The sequence below is a fragment of the Pseudarthrobacter sp. MDT1-22 genome (genome assembly GCF_054511035.1).
In genome coordinates, this window is record NZ_JBTNDK010000046.1 from 1 (window position 1) to 17912 (window position 17912).

A 17912-nucleotide genomic window follows, 5' to 3' on the forward strand; every position below is an offset into this window, starting at 1 on the left:
CCCGAACTTCGCAACCGACGCCGACATCCTGACCCCGGCCTGATCAGCACCACCACCGCCGGCCCGGGAAGGACAGCCCGCCAAGCCATCCTTCCCGGGCCGCAGGCGGCCGGCTGCTCGTCGTCGGTGAAGACCGCGCTGCCGAGCCCGTAGGGCGAATAGGCCGCGAACTCGCCAAATTCGGACTAAACGAGTTCGCGAACAAGAAACTCATCCGCATCATCTGAGACCCGACACAGCACCAGGAGACTCCATGCGCGCAGCAGTCTATTACGGCAAAAACAAACTTGAAATCGAAGACGTACCGGAACCAACCCCAGGCGAAGGCCAGGTGAAGATCAAAGTCAGCCGCAACGGAATCTGCGGCACCGACCTCCACGAATACTACGACGGGCCGATCTTCATACCGCCCACGGACCCTCACCCGCTCACAGGACAATGCCTGCCCCTGACGCTGGGCCATGAATTCTCTGGTGTAGTCACCGAGATCGGCCCAAACGTCACGGATATTCGCGAGGGCGACCGCGTCACCATCGAGCCCATATATCGCTGTGGTGAGTGCCGACCGTGCAGGACCGGCCACTACAATCTATGCAATGTGATCGGCTTCCACGGGCTGATGGCCGACGGCGGGATGGCGGAATACACGGTCGTGCCCAGCAACCAGGTCCATAAACTCCCCGACAGCGTCTCGCTGGAGCAGGGAGCATTGGTCGAACCGATGTCCGTCGCTTACCACGCGGCCACGCTCGGTGAAGTCAACGATCAAAGCAGGGCCTTGATCTACGGCGCAGGACCCATCGGCATCGGCCTCTGGTTCGCACTGCGCGGGATGGGCCTGACCGAAATCGATGTCGTTGAACCATCCGAGACCCGCCGCAGGTCCATCGAGGCACTCGGCGCACGCACCCTGGACCCGACCAAACAGGACGTGACCGCCCTCATCGCCGACCGGACCAACGGCAACGGAGTCGACGCCGCATTCGACGCCGCCGGCGTAGCCCCCGCAGTCCAATCAGCCCTCGAATGCCTCGGCGAACGCCGCCCCCTGATCAGCGTCGCAATCTACGAAAAACCCCTCCCCACACCCCTCATCAACCTCGTGCTCCGCGAACGGCGCATCCAAGGCACCATCTGCTACACCGCAGCCGACTACTCCGCAGTCATCGACCTCATGGCAAAAGGCCACTACAATACCACCGGATGGGTGGAGGACGTTCCCCTCAGCGGCGTGGTCGAAAAGGGATTCGAACAGCTCCGTGCCGGCCAAAAAATGAAGCTGCTGGTGGACCCCACAACGTAGTCTCCCCAGATCGCTTGTAGCGTGGCTGACTGCGCCGAAGGCTGGCTTTGCATATGCAAGTCCAGCCTTCGGCTGTCCCCGGAATTCCGATGAGTCCTTATGGGTTCGCCAAAGGCGCAGGACTCGCCAGTCGCGGCCTTACCCTGCTTCTCAGTTCAGAGGACTTCAACTTACGGCCATGGTTCCGCTGGAAAGCCCGACTAACAGGACTCCGATTCGAACTAAAGCGACCGGAACAGATCGATTCTGTGCACCTGCAACAGCCCGCCGAGCGGGACGATCCATCAACGCAATGACGCGAAGGAACACCAAGATGTCGAATTCCATTGAGGAGCAAGCGACTCTCTTCAGCGTCGCGCGAAGAGCGCTCACCTCAACGGAGGCGGCCCTCGAAGGGACAACGACTTGGCTCGCCATCACGGACGCCAATGGAAAGGTGACTTACGACTGGGCGGCGGCACCGAGCCTCCGCCGGCATCTCGCGCGGGCAGATGTCAGCGAGGGTGCCGACTTGACCCAGCGTTCTGCGGGCAAGAATGGAGTGGGCGTCGCGCTTGCGACACGTGCCCCCACAGTCGTCCATGGAACTGACCACCTGGATGAGCGCATGCACAAGCTTGTTTGTGCGGCGAGTCCAGTCCTGCATCCCATCACTCGAAAGTTGCTTGGCGCCGTAAATGTCACGTCACTTGCTGGCGAACCTAGCCCGCATCTAAAGGTTGCACTCAATATGATGCTGAGTGGGATAGAGGACTCCCTGACGCGTCTCTCGTGCGCCCGCCACCAGCGGCTCCTCGATGCCCACTTGCGGGTCAAGGCGGGTACAGGAGCGGCCGTCATTACCCTGGACCGCCGCACGATGATCGCCGAAGACGGTCTTGGCGGATTATCACTTGACCGAGAGCAGTTGTGGAGCTTTGTCGAGGAGGCCGGACCGTTTACTAGGGAATTCGTCCTACCGATGGGCATTCGAGCGCAAATTGTCCCTGTGATGCCGCCGCGGACTACGGAGGGTTGCTCGTTAGTACTGAGCAGACTTGATCTCGCAGGCCTTGCAGGTTCGGTCGCAAGGGGTTCAGCCGCTCCGAGGGTAGTAATTCCGCCGGCGCTAGGACAGCTTGAACGGGCAGAGCGGGAGGTTATTGCGTCTGTGCTGCGTGAGTGCCTTGGGAACAAATCGGACGCCGCAGAGCGACTACGAATCTCGCGCGGAACGCTTTACGAGAGAATCCGCCGGTACGGACTGTGAGGACGATGCAATCAGAGCTTCACCGTGCGGTCGACGCTAGTAAAAGGCGCACAAGGGGAATTGGGCATGTGTCCAGCGGGCCGGAGGGAAGGTTCCCTCTCGGCTGTCGGTAGAGTCGGGGATCCGAAGCGGGATGGAGAAGATGGCCGTGACGCCGTCCAACCGTGCAGCATAGATCTTCGTCCGGAACACATATGCAACTTGAGGGATCAGAGCGGCCCGCCTGCGTTGCGGGACATCTCCGATTCGTGGCCCCGGAAGGAAATCAATCATGAAAACACGGGCAACGACCATTCTTGGCATCGAACATCCCATAGTTCAGGGGGGCATGCAGTGGGTGGCTACTGCCGAACTCGCGGCTGCTGTCTCCAACGCCGGCGCGCTCGGCGTCATCAGTGCGCTCACAACCGGCTCACCGGAAAATCTGGCACGGGAGATTCGCCGCTGCCAAGACCTGACTGACCGCCCGTTCGGAGTGAATCTCACCATCCTGCCATCCATTATTCCGCCTCCCTACGAGGAGTACCGCGATGTAATTGTGAGCTCAGGCGTCCCCGTCGTGGAAACAGCCGGGAACAACCCGCGTTCATTCGTGGAGATATTTAAGGCGAACGGGATCACCACCATTCACAAATGCACCAGCGTGCGGCATGCACTTAAAGCCGAGTCGCTAGGGGTGGACATCGTCAGCATTGATGGGTTCGAATGCGCTGGTCATCCTGGCGAGGACGATGTTCCAGGGCTTGTCCTGATTCCTGCTGCTACAGCCCTGCTCCGAATCCCGGTGTTGGCCTCCGGAGGCATTGCCGACGGTCGAGGCTTGGTCGCGGCGCTAGCACTCGGAGCTGACGGGATCAGCATGGGGACGAGGTTCATGTGCACCCAGGAATCCCCGATCCACTCAAGGATCAAGGATGCGATTGTTGCGGCTACTGAGTTGGACACAGAGCTCATATTCCGCCCCTTGCGCAATACCTCGCGTGTTGCGAGCAACTCGGTCAGCCGCCAGGCAGTGGAGGTCTTGGCCAAGGGCGGTGTATTCGAGGACGTCAGAGAACTGGTGGCCGGGGCTCGAGGCAGACGGGTCTACTCGGAGGGTGATCCCGAGCATGGTGTCTGGACCGTGGGAATGGTCCAAGGACTGATCCACGACGTGCCCGGCTGCGAAGAGTTGGTGGCCAGGATTGTCCAGGATGCCGAGGCCCTGATCGATTTACGCCTGGGCGCGCTTACACGATGAACTCAACGCCGCCACCACCTCCGCTGCCGCTCAAAACAGCATCCGCGCCTCGATGCGCATGCGGAGGCGCCCTACTCATGGCAAGAAGATCTGACAGAGAGATCCTGAGCCTGTGTGATCGTCTGCGGCAAGGTCCGTACGAGGCACGGCTCGACGTTGAGCTGCCGCCGGGCTCAACAAGGGAAAGCTGGGCAGGTCTTCCGACGTACCAAGGTAGGTCCGCCGCCGCCCGGTGAGGTGACGGGCAAATTTGTTCCCCGAGAGTGGCCTGTGTGCTGTGGCAGTTGCATCTTCGAGGGGGCTTTCGCGGCGTGGATCCGTCGCTAACCGGGCACGGATTGCAGGGCGAATGCCCGTACATATTTCCTCTGCCGGACTGGCGTTAATGTCGCACCAGAGCCGTGAGTTGCAGGCGGAATACCTCGAGCAATTCGCGGACCCGGCCGGTAGGTTGACTACCGACGGCGTCCGCCATTTGCTGGCCGAAGCCGCCCAGCAGGGCTACGCGCAGCTCGCTGGCATCGTCGACCCGGATACCTGGGGCATTGCCGTTCCGGTCGTGGACGGCAAGCGGCGGACGGTGGCGGCGCTCGGCGTCGTAGTTCCGCTGGCGGAAATGCGTTTCCAGGCCCTGGTTCCGGCGCTGCAGACAGCGGCTCGGGGGATAGGCCGCCAACTCGGCGATTAATCTTACTTCCGTTCAACAGAAGACAGGTAACGCCAATCACGCAGCGCACGCCACACTGATTCCAGACTCATCCCGGTCCGAAACGCCGGGATCCGCAACGAAGCGAGGAATACCATGGCACGCACAACCATCACCACCCAGGTGGCCATCATGGGCGCAGGCCCTGCCGGCCTCATGCTCTCCCACCTGCTGGCCAAGCAGGGCATCGAATCGGTCGTGGTGGAAATCCGCACCCGCAAGGAAATCCAGGAAACCGTCCGGGCAGGCATCCTGGAGCACGGCACCGTGAACATGCTGGTGGACTCCGGCGTCTCGGACCGTGTGCGCCGCGAAGGCGACCGCCACGACGGCATCGAGCTGCGTTTCAACGGCGAAAGCCACCGCATCGACTTCAAGGACCTCGTGGGCGAGTCCGTCTGGCTCTACCCCCAGACCGACGTGTTCGCAGACCTCGCCGCACGGCGGGAGGCCGACGGCGGCGACGTCCGCTACAGCGTCACGGACACCACCGTTCACGACCTCGAAGGCAAGCCGAAGGTCTGGTTCACCGACGGCGACGGCCGGGAATACGAGATCCAGGCCGACTTCCTCGTGGGCGCCGACGGTTCCCGCAGCCACTGCCGCCGCCAGGTGCCGGAGGCTTCGCGGACCCAGTATTTCCACGAGTACCCGTTCGCCTGGTTCGGCATCCTGGCCGAAGCTCCGCGCAGCGCCGACGAACTGATCTACGCCAACTCCGAGCATGGCTTCGCCCTGATCAGCCAGCGCACAGAGACCGTCCAGCGCATGTACTTCCAGTGCGATCCCAAGGAAAACGTGGCCGAGTGGGATGACGAGCGCATCTGGTCCGAGTTCCGCAAGCGCGTCAACGGCAACGGCTTCGAGCTCAAGGAAGGCCCGGTCCTGGAAAAGATGGTCCTGCCGTTCCGCAGCTTCGTGCACACGCCCATGCGTCACGGCAACCTCTTCCTGGCCGGCGACGCCGCCCACACCGTCCCACCCACTGGCGCCAAGGGCCTCAACCTCGCCATTCACGACGTCAAAGTGCTCTTCGAAGGCCTCGACTCCTTCTACTCCAACGGTTCCACCGCGCTGCTCGACTCCTACAGCGACCGCGCTCTGGACCGGGTATGGAAGGCCCAATACTTTTCCTACTGGATGACGTCAATGCTGCACACCGTCCCCGGCGCCGACGACTTCGACCGCGCCCGCCAACTCGGCGAGTTGCACTCCGTGGTCTCCTCCCGGCACGGCAAGGCCTACCTGGCGGAGTCATACACAGGCTGGCCTGCAGTCGGATAGACGTTCGCCTGATGTGGAGGGACAGGAGAGCGATGACTCCCGAGCGTGCTTTCAAGGTGGGCTTGGATGTCCTCAGGTGAGGATCCGGCTGGGTAAGCCATAGGGGAAGGTGACGCCCGCGAGCTCGGCGAGCTCGCGGGCCCGACGCATCACAGAGGCCATTGAAAATCTGTGTGTTTATTGGCCGAGCCCACGGCCGCAAGATAAATCCCGCAAGGGCAAACCGCGGCTACACCGCTCTCGCCGCAGTGTGAGTCCGGCGGGGCAAGCATTTGCACGCGCCAGCGATCCAGATGGCCGCGAACGTCCGTTCGACGGCCCAGAACAGGCCGACGCCCGGATCCCTGAGCAGGAATCCCGGAACACCACCATTCATGCAACCCCCAATGCGTGGAAACATGCAGTAATGCAGGAAGACTCTAAATTTCAGTCCCTGCGGGCCAAGTCCACGTGACGCGCCGAGACCGCAATTAATTTAGTTAGCGCTTCTGACCTGCGGAAAACGTCAGGTTCTGCGCGAAACGGGATGTCCGTTCTCATCCCAGATGTCAGTGCTGACCTGGGGGCTGGCAGGTTGAATGAGACAGAATCTGGGCAGTTCCGTCTCATTCAAGTTGTCAGTTCCGTATTTTCACAAGCGCTTGGAACGCGCTAAAAGGAGTCGCGGCGTTACTGCCGAAGGCCCGAGGAAGCCAGACGACGCCGCAAAGGGTGAGTCTTCGCAGCGCGGTACCCAGGCTGTCAATTTGATTGAGAATGGCCCGGGATCCGTAGACTGACACGTTGATTGCGAAAACTGACATCTTGTATGAGAACGGACACGGGAGTTCTCGCATCCACTGCTACTCCCGTACTTTGAATGCCGATAATGGATCTTTCGTCCGGTCGATGTGGGCCAGGGGCGGCCTGGGAGTTCGGTCATCGGCCAAGCGTGTCGCCACGTTGTCGTTGGCCAACACATCTAATCAGGAGGGCGCCTCCGTACGTGGGATCTTGTACCGGCCTGCCGCGCCTCGGCTCCAGGAGCGACTGGTTCTGGTGTGAACCGGATGGCCGGGTAGTCGCTTCTTGGCTTGGTCATGTGCGTGTTTGCCGAACGGCTCATGAAATGGATGAAGGAGGTGTCGCCGCGATGAAGTTCTACTCAGTTTTGGTGGGCTTACCGGCGAGTGTATGCTCCGTCCCTTGCAGACGGCGTCACCCACAACGTAGGACGGGGCGAACCCGTCCGTAGTCCCAGCGCAAAGAAAAACGGAGTTCCTCAGTGGGGAAAGTGGTTCGCATTTGGCGTGCGCAGAAAGGCGAATCTGGGCGTGTGCACATTGTGCACACTTTGGGCGTCGGATCGGGTCGTACAGGGGTCGGATCGGGCCGGATTCCGTATGTTTCCGCGGTTGTCCAGTGTTTGCAGGGGCCGGAATGCAGTTCGAGTCCCACCTCGGGCACAGTGTTTCCGCAGGTCAGGGGCTTTTTTGGTGTTTCTTCGTGTGGACAGTGTCCACACTCTTGCCTCTGATCTGATGTTCCGGGTGTGTGGGGTCCCGGAAGGCGTATTCGGTTGTGTGGGGGAGCGGCTGACTACGGCGGACCGGGTGCCGCCCCGTGGGGCCTCTTCTGGGAGCTCATCCTCCTTCGTCCTTCCGTTGGGTTTTCGCGTTCACCACTTCATGGTGGCTAGAACCGCCTACAACATGACCTGCTGATTATTTTTTAGATCGACCCAGGGTTGCGGCCGGTCTGGATTTTCCGCTCTGATACCTGTTCATGCAGGAATGCGGGGGGAACGGCATGACATGGCAACTGATCCGGAGCAGATCATGAGCTCGCTGAGCCTGCCCAGGTGGTAGCCGGGGTCGGCTTCGAGGGCGAGTTGCAGGAACTGGTGGGCCTTGCTGCCTCTGCCTTCCCACCAGTTGATGAAGGCGATGGCGGTGAGGATTGGGGCGGAGTGTCTGGTGCTGCTGCGTGTGTATGCGTGCAGCAGCACCTGCTCTGCCCACTTGACCCGGGACCAGTGCGGGTTGCTGTTCGTCTGGGCCAGGAGGACACGGTTCATGGGTTCGTCGATTCCGGGGATGTCCGCCATGAGTTGATCCCGAATGGTGGGGAACTGGAGGCTCGCGATCAGGCTGATGATTTGCTCGTCGGTCGGAAAGGATTTTCCGGCCAGCATTTCCGTCCAAAGCGTCCGGGCCCGGTCCCTGACACCCTCGACGTTCAGGCTCTGCATTGATTTCACGCAAGTTTCCCTCCGTCTCCAGCACAACGTTGTTGTCTTCGCCCGTGCCCTGGTCTCGCCCGTCATCGACGGGCACCCTCTCGGCTGCCACCGGCCGTAGGTCCCGGACCGATCGTGTTCGTCAAGCTCGTCCAGGTCCTCGTGCCCGGCGCCGCCTACGAGAAGATCGCCGAAAGCACCTGCTCGGCCACCACCGTCCGGCACCGGGGAACGGGCACATCGCCGCCGGAATCTTCGAAAAGCTCGAGCAGCTATGCCTGGAAGCCTATGACCGCATCGTCGGCATGGAATTCGTGGACCTGGCCGTGAACGGATGCATCGTCAAAGCCCCCTGCGGCGGCGAGGCCGCGGCCCGGTCCCCGGTGGACCGCGGCAAGTCCGGCACCAAACGCTCCCTGCTGGTCGACGGCAATGGCAACCCCCTGGGCACCGTGGTCGCGGCGGCAAGCGCCACGAGTCGCACAGCTGGCTGACCGGCAAGCCCGAAAACGTTCGCTGATCGCCTACGACCAATGAATCCAATAGGAATTGATCAAATTGCGCCCCTGGGCTCGGCATGCATCTGTTTTCCTCCATCACGCGGGCGGAACAGCCGCGAGTTCCGCGGCTTGGCGCTTCTGCGGCGTCGACGTCGCAAAGCTCGGCTACCAGGGGCGAGACTTCGGATCCGTCGCTGAAGCCGCGGATGTCCCTGCCGGATGGATGGAAGCGTCACCGCCGCCCAGCTTGCCCTCTAAGGCCACAGCATGGGTGCGAGCCCTGCTTTCGAGGTCGCCCGTCGGCTACCTCCCCCGGGCACAAGCGAAGCACAAGCGACGGGCCACCCAAAAGGAACGGCCCGCCGCTTCGCAGCTTTTAGACAGCCAGCAACCGGCAGCCCAGGTCGGTGGCCCTGAACTCGCCGAAGTCGCGCACCACCAGTTCGGCTCCCGCCTCGACAAGCCGTTCTTCCGGGCAGTAACCGCTGAGCACCCCCACGGGGACACAGCCTGCTTCCGCGGCGCAGCGCATGTCATACTCTGTGTCGCCGAAGTACAGGGCTTCGCCGCCGTCCCGGAGATCTGCCAGCACCCGGGCTTTGTCCGCGGCTTCAGTAACGACGACGCCGAACCGGTCCTCGAGGTCAAAAGTCCTCAGTTCGGCCAGCAGGTACCCGGGCCCTGCCGCCGATATGACCGCACACATCTCGCCGGCCGCATTGAGCTCGGCCAGAAAGCCCGCCGTACCGGCGCGAAGGGGCGCTGGCTGCGAAGCCATGGCCGCGTTCCATTCCGCAATGGCGGCCGGCACGTCTCCGGCGCGAACGCCAAGCTTCAGGAACATCTCGTCCATCGGCAGCATGAACTTGCGATCAAACTGATCCGGGCTGATCTCCTGTCCTCCCACCAGCCGCAACGCCGCATTGGTTGCACCACAGGCACGGCCTGCGTCGTCGGCAATGGTGCCGTTCCAGTCGAAAAGGTATTTCATACAGCGGCCGACAATGCAGCGGCTGTCAGTCCCAGTTCGGAGGCCATGCCCGCCTGGAGCCCGCCAGGGCCGTGGAAAACGTGGATCTTCTCCGGATCAGACCACACCCCAACACGGGAATGCAGCTGCGGGCGCTCAGCGGAGCGGCAGGACAGGAGGAGCACCGAGCCGCCCAGGTCCACATGAACGGTCCTGAGCGGGCCGTTGGGCTCGATCAGGATCACTTCGCCTTCCGTAGTCCAGGCGTTGCCGCGCTCAGGTCGTCCAAGGCGGACGTCCTCAGGCCGGACGCCCAAGACAACGTTGCCCGTCAGGCCTGCGTTGCTGGCGTCCGTGGACACGCGTCCGTAGGCCGTCTCCAGCGCCCCGGATTCCGAGCGGACCGAGGAGAGGAGGTTCATCGGCGGCGCTCCGATGAACCCGGCAACGAAGGCCGAGACGGGAGAATCGTAAAGCTCGTCCGGAGTGCCCAGCTGCACGATGCGCCCGTTGTCCATCACGGCAATGCGGTCGGCCATGGACATGGCGTCCTGCTGGTCATGGGTGACGGTCACGCCCGTGGCGCCCTCCTGGCTGATGAGCTGGTGGATTTCGGCGCGCAACGAGATATGGAGCTGGGCATCGAGTCCGGACATGGGCTCGTCGAGGAGTACGACGCCGGCATGCCGGGCCAGTGCGCGCGCCAGGGCAATACGCTGGCGCTGGCCGCCCGACATCGCCTTCGGGCGCCGGTGAAGCAGTTCCTCGACTCGCATCCGGGAGGCAACCTCGCGTGCCCGCTTCTCCGCCTCCTGCTTGGACAGGCCCAGGCCGTGGCGCAGCCCCAGGGTGATGTTGCCCAGGGATGACAGGTGCGGATACAGGGCGAAGTTTTGGAAAACGATCGACACGTCGCGCTGGTGGGCGGGCACGCCCGCCTGGTTCTTGCCGTCCAGTTCCACGGTGCCCTCGTCAGGGTGTTCGAGCCCGGCGATGATCCGCAGCAGGGAGGACTTGCCGGATCCCGAGGGTCCCAAAATGGAGAGGTTCTCCCTGTCCCGGATGGACAGAGTGACGCCGTCGAGCGCCGTCACGTCGCCGAAGCGCTTGGTGATGTTGGTCAGTTCAATCGCTGTCATGGTTACTTACCCAGCATGGAGTTGATGGACTTCGCTGTGGCGGGCACAACCTCGTCGGCCGGCTTTCCGGTGGCAAGCTGCTCCATCATGGTGCGCACGGTGTTGATGATCTGGGCCGTCTGGGCTCCTTCGAAACCGCCCCACACCGTCAGCGGCTTGTCGTAGGTCCACGCGTACCGCATCTGGGGAGCGATGTTTTCTCCCTTGAGGAGCTCTTCGGTGGCAAGCTTGTTGACCGGAATGTAGCTGTAGTCCTTGCCGCTGCTCAGGAGCGAGGCCTCCTTGGTGAGCATCTCAGTGATCATTGCCTGGGAGAATGCTGCCTTGCAGGAGTCCTCGGAGATGACCACCCAGCCATTGCCGCCCGCAGGCAGGTCGCCCTCGGGTCCGTTGAGTCCGGGAAGGTCGATGGGCGTCCAGTCCAGGTCCTTCGGAGCTTCCTTGGCAACCTTCACAATGCGGGACGTCGTGGCCATATGGAAGGCGAGGTTCCCGGCGACAAACTGTGCCTGGCCGTCATCCATGCGCACATTCAGGGACACTTTGTCCTCCGCCAGACGCGAGAGCAGCCCGATGGCCTCGCGGCCCTTCGGGGTGTCAAAACCGAACGACCCATCCTCGGCCACGTACTTTTCGCCGGAGGACTGCACCAGTGCCTGCGAGAACCAGTCCGGAAGATCATCCGAAGAGATGTTGATGCTGGGCTTGCCGGTCTTCTCGGTGACCTTCCTGGCGGCTTCCTCCAGTGCTGCGAAATCCTTGATGGACGCCGGATCGGTAATGCCGGCTTCAGCCAGCAGCTTCTTGTTGACCAGCATGGTGGGCGTGGAGATCTGAAACGGTGCAAGGTAGGTGGTGCCGTTGACTTCCCCGGCCGTCAGGAACTGCTTCTGGTAACCCTCAGGAAGTGTTGCAGGGTCCAGCGGCGCGGGGTTGTAGCTGTCGGTCCAGAACCGGAGCTGGCCCAGGCCCGTCATGATCAGGTCCGGCCGCTTACCCACTGCTGAATCCGCGACGATCTGCTTGGTGAGGTCGGAATAGTTACCGCTCTGGGCGGCGACGGCATCGATCTTGAGGCCGGGGAACTTCTGTTCCATGACCTTCTTTGCGTGGTCGACGGCGGGCGTGCCCTGGGGGGCGAACGCCAGTTTGATGGTGGTTTCCTCCGGCTTGCACTGGTCGATGGCGGCTGCAGCGGCGACAGAGCCGCCGGAGCCGGACTCAGCACCTCCGCAGGCCGAGAGGCTTAGGACCGTCACGGTGGCGAGCGCGGCGGTGGCAAGGATTTTGTGGCGCATGGGGATTCCTTCGTGTGATTTGGGAGGTCTGTAGATGGGGGTGGGGAGGGGTTACGGAGTCAGCCGGCGACTTCGGTGCCGGCCATACCGCGGACAAAGTGACGCTGGGCGAGGAGGAAGAGGATGACCACAGGTGCGGTCACGATAGCGGCGGCGGCCGCGAGTGCGGGATAGTCGAAGCCGGTGTCGGCATTCTGGAAGATCGCGAGGCTGAGCGGCGGGGTCATGATGGCCGGGCTACGTGCCACCAGGAGCGGCCAAAGGTAGTCGTTCCAGTGGGTGAAGATCGACAGCATGGAGAAGGCGGCTATTGACGGAGCCGAGATCGGCACGACCACTGAGACAAGGGTCCGCAGTGGGCCCAGCCCGTCGGTCTCTGCCGCCTCCATAATGGCCTCCGGCACCGCCATCATCTGCTGGCGCAGCATGAAGATGCCGATGGCGCTCGTGACGAACGGCAACACCAGGCCCAGCCGTGTATCGCCCAGGCCGAGCAGGTTCAGCCCCACGAAGGTTGGGATCATGGTGGCCTGGTGCGGGATGAGGAGGCAGGCCAGCACCAGGCCGAGGATGAGGCCGGCGCCGCGGAACCGGAACTTGGACAGCGCGTAGGCGGCCGGAATGCAGGTCAACAGCTGCAGGACTAGGATGCCGAGCGTCACCGCGATGCCGTTGAGCATGGCCTGGCCCAGGTTCGCCTTGTCCCAGGCCCGGGTGAAGTTTGAAAAGTCGAATTCGACGGGGATGAGGCTCAGTCCCGTGGTTGTCAGGCCCTCCGCGGGGGCCACTGCCGTCCGCACCATCCAGTAGAAGGGAAACAGTGCCAGTGCCGCCGCGAGGATGCCGAGGGTCGTAGCCAAAGCTGTGTGGACTTTGTTCAGTTTGGTCATGGGGTTTCCTTGGTACGCCGCGGACGTCCGATGATGCCGACGGCAAGCAGCAGGGCGATCAGGATGAAGGAGATGGCGGATGCTTCGCCGATCCGGAAGTACTCGAAGCCCACCTTGTGGGCCGCGGTCATGGCGGTTTCCGAGCTTCCCAGTGGGCCGCCCTTGGTCATGACGTTGACGATTTCAAAGACCTGGACGGCGGCGGTGATGGACAGGACCGTGACGAACACCACGGTGGGCCGAAGCATCGGCAGGATGACCGTCCGCAGCTTGGTGAAACCCCGGATTCCTTCGACGGCCGTCGCTTCGTGGATGGAGGACGGGATGGTGGTCAGCCCTGCCATGAACAGCAACATGCACAGGGACGTAGCCCGCCACAGCCCCAGCAGAATAACGGTGAACAATGACGTATCGGCTTCATCCAGCCAGTTCACCGGGGCGAGGCCGACGATCCCGAGGAGCTGGTTGGCGAAACCGCCCTGGAACGCGAAGATCCATTTGAACACCACGGCCATGGCCACCATGTTCGCCGTCATGGGCAGAATGAGGGCGGTCTTGGCGAGCCAGCTCCCGCGGCCCATCTTTTCCATGAGCAACGCCAGCAACAGCCCCAGCACAATGGACGGGATGATCGTGGCCAGCGAATACACCAGCGTGTTCCACGCCGCCTGATGGATCAGCGGATCTGCAAAAACCTTGAGGTAATTATTGATGCCCGCGTACTTCCATGAACCCCCGGACAGCGGGATAACGAAGAAGCTCCCGATCAGGGACAACAGGGCCGGCCCGTAGACGAACAGCAACAGGGCCGCCAGAGCGGGGAGCAGCAACAGATACGGCGTCAGGGACGGCCTGGAGTATCCAGAAGTGGGGGCCTGCTTGCCTGTACGGCCTCCGGGAGCCGGCGTTGCGGCTGCGACCTTCGCCGCCGAACGCGTCAGCAGGCTCATGATCCGGCTCCCAGATTAAGCGCGAGCAGCCCGCCGTCGACTCCCACCGTGAGGTAGCTACCGCCCCCGGCGGCGACCAGCGGGGCTGCGAGGGGGACCCCGACGTCGTACGTCCCGGCCGGGGTGCCGTCCAGTCCGTAACGGCGGATGACGCCGTCGAGCCCTGGCAGCAGCAGCGTTTCGCTGGACTCTTCGTAGGCAGGGGCGGCCATGACGGGGTTTGCCTTCATGCGGTAAGCCGTCATGGGGAACGGAGCCAGCCCATCCACTGCTGCATCCCACAGCTGCCCGCCGGTCTCCTTGGCCAGCATGCGGAGACCACGGCCGGTCACGGTGACCACGTATCCGGCGGGGGTGATGACCGGGGTGGAGGGGCTGTAGCCGCCTTCATGCTGCACGGTCCACTGCGCGGAGCCGGTCTTCCGGTCCAGCTTGGCCGTGCTGGAGATCGCCGGTACCAGGAAGCTGTCCTGCGCAGCGTCGTAGGCCGCGGTCCCGGTGACCCGGAGGTTCCGGGCGGCGTCCCACGGGTCGTCCTGCAGTAGGGGCATGGGCCAGATAGACTCCCCGGTGTGGAGGTCGACGGCGATCGGCGAGTTCGGCGTCGGCCAGAACCCCACCATCACCATGGTGCCCACGATCGCGGGGCTGGAATGCGTGACGATGTTGTGGTGGGGGGACAGATCGGTGCGCCGCCACAGGACCTCTCCGGTGGCAGCGTCCAGGGCGCGGAGGTCGCTCTGGTCGCCGAGCACCACGATGCCCGCCGATTCCACTGGTGACTGCCAGGCGAAGCGCCGGTACGGGTCCGTGGAGGGCGTCGTCCACAGCCGCTCACCGGTTCCGGCAGCCAGGCCCGCTACCGCACCGTTGACCTCGGCAACCACCACGACGTCGCCAACCAGGACCGGACGCGTCTTGACGGCGGACCCGGTGGGCGCCGACCACAGAAGCCGGCCGCTTTCAGCGTCGAGCGCCTCTACCGTCCCGGCAGGGCGGTCCTCAATCTGGGAGCCGGCAAAGATCTGGTCCCCCGCCAGGGCGAGCCCGGCGCGGTGGCCGGCACCGGCCAGCTGATGGCGCCAGCGGACCAGCGAACTGCCGGATTTGGCGTCATATCCTGCGACGGTGGCCTTGTCGACGTCGAACGCGTGTTCCGGGTTGTGCAGGTAGTGGGCCGGCATGGTGCGGGTGTTCAGCTCCAGGCTCGTGCCGTCCCACACCACTTCGCGGAACATCGGCGGGGAATAGTCCAGGCCGGCAAAAAACGGGGTGGGGCTGTTGACGTGCAGGACGCCGTCGATGTCCACGACCCGGGACGTGTGCCAATGGCCGGAGAAGGTGGCCAGCGGCTTCCGCGGGAGCCGGTCCATGACCGGATGCCCCGGCTGGTCATGCATGCACAGGATGTAGGGGGTATCGTCCCCGGCGGCCGCGAGATCATTGCTGAGCCATTCCTCCTGGACCGTGTGGTCTAGTCCGAGCTCGTGCGTGTGCCAGTCCATCACCACCACGTGCAGGCCGGCAACACCGTAGGAGAACCACCGCGGGCCCACCAACGACTCGTACAGTCCCGGGTCGCCATCGTTGACGATGTAGTTGTTGCGGGAAATGCGCCCTGCCCGTCCGGCGTGCATGTGGTCGTGGTTCCCGGGAACCAGGTTGACGGGAACCTGGGCATCAGCCACAGCATCCAGCAAACCGGCAAACTCCTCCGGAGATCCGTGGTCCACCAGATCGCCGGTGACGATCACGGAGCGGCTCGCCGGCGAAAGCTGAGGGAGGTCCTGAATGAATTCCTTCAGCTGGTCAGGCGTTGTCAGGCGTCCTTTGTCGAAAGCCCACTGGTCGGGCTGAGCCATGTCGATATGCGTATCGGTGATGTGCATGAACTGGTACGGGAGGGATTGCTCCGTGGCGTGCAGTTCGAAGACGAGCTCCGTGCTGTTGCCGGCATTGGCGGGAACCCGCCTGAACCAGTGGTCCGTATGCCACCCGGTGGGACGGGTCAGGGTGATGAATGAGCCGAAGGTTTCGACAGTGAAAGTGCCGTCCGCTCCGGTGGCCACGACGTCCCGACCGTTTGTGACGGCGACGCCGGGAAGCGGCATTCCTTCTGCCGCGATGACACGGCCGGTGATGATTGTGGGCATGAGGTCTCCAGGATTGAGCGGAATATTCTGGGAATTGCGCTAACTGCGATGAAGTTGGGAGAGGATGTCGTTGCTGGCGGACAATGCGGCCATGCGCTGATGGGATCCATGGGTCAGCAGAACCACGATGGCGTCCAGTACAGCCAGGTGCACCACACGGCTGGTCATGGCATCCACCCGGTAGGCCGTTTCCTGACTGCCCGCCACCACTGACAGATCCACGAGGTCAGTCAGCGGTGTTCCGGTAAAGCTGGTAACCGCCACCGTCGCTGCCCCCGCTGCCTTCGCCGCACGGGATGCTGCCAGTGTTTCCGTGGTGGAACCCGTATGGCTGACGATCAGGCAGGCATCCTCCCGGGTGAGGCGGCTGGCCATGATGTTCTGGATATGTGCATCGGCGACAAACACAGCATCGACTCCCACCAAGGCAAGCCGATACGCCACATCCGCGGCCAACGGAGCTGACGTGCCGATGCCCAAAACCAGGGTTCTGCGTGCTCTGCCGATACGGGCCGCAACTTCTGCCACGCTGCCGTGGTCAATGTTCCCCGCGGCAGACTGTAACGCCTCGGCCGAACCGAGAACCACCTTGCGGCTAACGGTCCGTTCATCGTCATCGGCCTCGATATCGGCAAGCTGCACAGTTTCGGACGGCGACTCGCGGGTCAGAACCAGCTTGAGGGCCTGGAAACCGGCCAGGCCCATGCTTTGGCAGAACCGTACTGCGGACGCGGACGAAACTCCTGCCTCAGCCGCGAACTGGCCGATCGACTGATTGATGATGTTCTGCGGATCTCCCAGAATGGCACGGGCGATACGCAGCTCCACGGCGGAAAACGAGGCCAGGTTTTCCCGGATGGACTCAAGGAACTGGGTCTGGTGCTTGGCGGGGACTTTGATTTGTTGCGTGCTCACAACTTCAAGTTAGGTGGCTGAGTCAACGGGCGAGAACACCGGAGGTAAACGAAGAAAAAACATTTCACAAAATGGTCAGCTGTGAAATTTACGTTCACGCTGTGCCCGGAATAGTGCGCATCCATGCAACGGCCCACAGAATGCGGCACATCTTCCGGGTGTGGCGGGCCCACTCACTGGGAGACGAGGCATTGGAGCGGCTTTACGTGGCGGAGGCACAGCACTTCTCCGGCGCGGAAGCTGCCCCGCCATCGTTGCCCAACTGGCCACGTGCCGAGGCCACTTCGGCATGGCCTTCTGGAACCCCACACTGCTCCGCTGCGAAGCTGACCTAGTTCCCTGCGCCTGAAGTTCGTTTCAGAAGTCTGCCGATTGATTCGAGAATTTGTTCAGCGGTCTTGGTCCAGATGTATGGTGTGGGGTTTTCGTTCCATGTTTTGACCCAGTTGCGAATGTCGGCTTCGAGGGCCTGGACGCTGCGGTGGTCGCTGCGGCGAAGGAGGTCTTCGGTGACGAATCCGCGCTCGACTTGGTTCAGCCAGGAGGAGTAGGTGGGGGTGAAATGGATGTGGAACCGCGGGTGGGCCTGGAGCCAGTTCCTGATAGTCGGGGTTTTGTGGGTTTGGTAGTTGTCGCAGATCAGGTGCACGTCCAGGTCCTCGGGGACCTGGGCGTCTATCTTGACCAGGAAGCTCCGGAACTCGGTGGCGCGGTGCTTCCGGTGAAGACTGGAGATCACGGAACCATCCGCGGTGTTCAGTGCGGCAAACAAGGTCGTGGTCCCGTGCCTGACGTAGTCGTGGGTTCGTTTCTCGGGCGTCCCAGGCATCTGAGGAACGCAGCCGGGATCATGCGGCTTTCGGCCGATCGGACCATGAAGGGGTGAAGAGGAGGTGAAATCGTTATGCAAAGCCTGGAGACTCAGTGCGCCGTGCGGGTGTGCCCGGAAGTCCCTAACGAGCGCGGGCAGGACCAGGTTTCGGCCGAGGTTGATCTGAGGTGTGTCAAGGATGTGAGACAGTCGCGTAGTTTCTTTTTGGTCAGGCAGCCGCGGGAAGCGGTTGCGCGGTTGGCGTGAAGGCCGCCATTGCGGTGGC

12 protein-coding genes and 3 pseudogenes are annotated in these 17912 nt (G+C 62.8%); 6 read left to right on the forward strand and 9 right to left on the reverse strand.

Annotation, left to right across the window (positions count from 1 at the left end; all coding sequences use genetic code 11):
* The first annotated feature begins 253 nt into the window (after positions 1-253).
* The 5 genes and pseudogenes from ACX80M_RS20040 to ACX80M_RS20060 all read left to right on the forward strand — a co-directional run bounded on the left by ACX80M_RS20040 (position 254) and on the right by ACX80M_RS20060 (position 5782).
* On the forward strand, positions 254-1303 hold the full coding sequence (locus ACX80M_RS20040; protein WP_459310267.1) for a 2,3-butanediol dehydrogenase: 1050 nt from the start codon (positions 254-256) through the stop codon (positions 1301-1303).
* 313 nt (positions 1304-1616) lie between these two features.
* Positions 1617-2552 (forward strand): helix-turn-helix domain-containing protein, encoded by a 936-nt coding sequence (locus tag ACX80M_RS20045; RefSeq protein WP_459310268.1) that lies wholly within the window; start codon positions 1617-1619, stop codon positions 2550-2552.
* A 271-nt stretch (positions 2553-2823) separates the two neighbouring features.
* Positions 2824-3792, forward strand: a complete 969-nt coding sequence (locus ACX80M_RS20050; protein WP_459310269.1) for an NAD(P)H-dependent flavin oxidoreductase — start codon at positions 2824-2826, stop codon at positions 3790-3792.
* Positions 3793-4093: 301 nt separating this feature from the next.
* Positions 4094-4480, forward strand: a pseudogene (locus ACX80M_RS20055) (IclR family transcriptional regulator domain-containing protein); the annotation flags it as partial.
* A 114-nt stretch (positions 4481-4594) separates the two neighbouring features.
* On the forward strand, positions 4595-5782 hold the full coding sequence (locus ACX80M_RS20060; protein ID WP_459310270.1) for a 4-hydroxybenzoate 3-monooxygenase: 1188 nt from the start codon (positions 4595-4597) through the stop codon (positions 5780-5782).
* Positions 5783-7544: 1762 nt separating this feature from the next.
* Here the strand turns inward: ACX80M_RS20060 and ACX80M_RS20065 are convergent.
* Positions 7545-8012: a DUF4192 family protein gene (locus ACX80M_RS20065; protein ID WP_252603513.1), complete on the reverse strand. Its 468-nt coding sequence runs from the start codon at positions 8010-8012 to the stop codon at positions 7545-7547.
* A 58-nt stretch (positions 8013-8070) separates the two neighbouring features.
* Between ACX80M_RS20065 and ACX80M_RS20070 the strand changes: the two are divergent.
* A pseudogene (locus tag ACX80M_RS20070) lies at positions 8071-8470 on the forward strand (transposase family protein); the annotation flags it as partial.
* A gap of 406 nt (positions 8471-8876) precedes the next feature.
* On the opposite strand, the gene ACX80M_RS20075 reads toward ACX80M_RS20070, so the two are convergent.
* The 8 genes and pseudogenes from ACX80M_RS20075 to ACX80M_RS20110 form a co-directional block, all read right to left on the reverse strand.
* Positions 8877-9491: an HAD family hydrolase gene (locus tag ACX80M_RS20075; protein WP_252603511.1), complete on the reverse strand. Its 615-nt coding sequence runs from the start codon at positions 9489-9491 to the stop codon at positions 8877-8879.
* On the reverse strand, positions 9488-10609 hold the full coding sequence (locus ACX80M_RS20080; RefSeq protein ID WP_252603509.1) for an ABC transporter ATP-binding protein: 1122 nt from the start codon (positions 10607-10609) through the stop codon (positions 9488-9490). Before ACX80M_RS20080 ends, ACX80M_RS20075 begins: the two co-directional genes overlap by 4 nt.
* A gap of 2 nt (positions 10610-10611) precedes the next feature.
* On the reverse strand, positions 10612-11907 hold the full coding sequence (locus tag ACX80M_RS20085; protein ID WP_252603506.1) for an extracellular solute-binding protein: 1296 nt from the start codon (positions 11905-11907) through the stop codon (positions 10612-10614).
* Between the two features lie 59 nt (positions 11908-11966).
* Positions 11967-12797, reverse strand: a complete 831-nt coding sequence (locus ACX80M_RS20090) for a carbohydrate ABC transporter permease (protein ID WP_252603504.1) — start codon at positions 12795-12797, stop codon at positions 11967-11969.
* On the reverse strand, positions 12794-13747 hold the full coding sequence (locus tag ACX80M_RS20095; protein ID WP_459310271.1) for a carbohydrate ABC transporter permease: 954 nt from the start codon (positions 13745-13747) through the stop codon (positions 12794-12796). Before ACX80M_RS20095 ends, ACX80M_RS20090 begins: the two co-directional genes overlap by 4 nt.
* The gene (locus ACX80M_RS20100) at positions 13744-15900 is read right to left on the reverse strand and encodes an outer membrane protein assembly factor BamB family protein (protein ID WP_252603501.1); all 2157 of its coding nucleotides are present in this window, start codon (positions 15898-15900) and stop codon (positions 13744-13746) included. Before ACX80M_RS20100 ends, ACX80M_RS20095 begins: the two co-directional genes overlap by 4 nt.
* A 39-nt stretch (positions 15901-15939) precedes the next feature.
* Entirely contained in the window at positions 15940-16815 is an 876-nt protein-coding gene (locus ACX80M_RS20105; RefSeq protein WP_252603498.1) for a MurR/RpiR family transcriptional regulator, read from the reverse strand.
* 331 nt (positions 16816-17146) lie between these two features.
* Positions 17147-17650 (reverse strand): annotated as a pseudogene (locus tag ACX80M_RS20110) (IS630 family transposase); the annotation flags it as partial.
* Between the last annotated feature and the right edge of the window lie 262 nt (positions 17651-17912).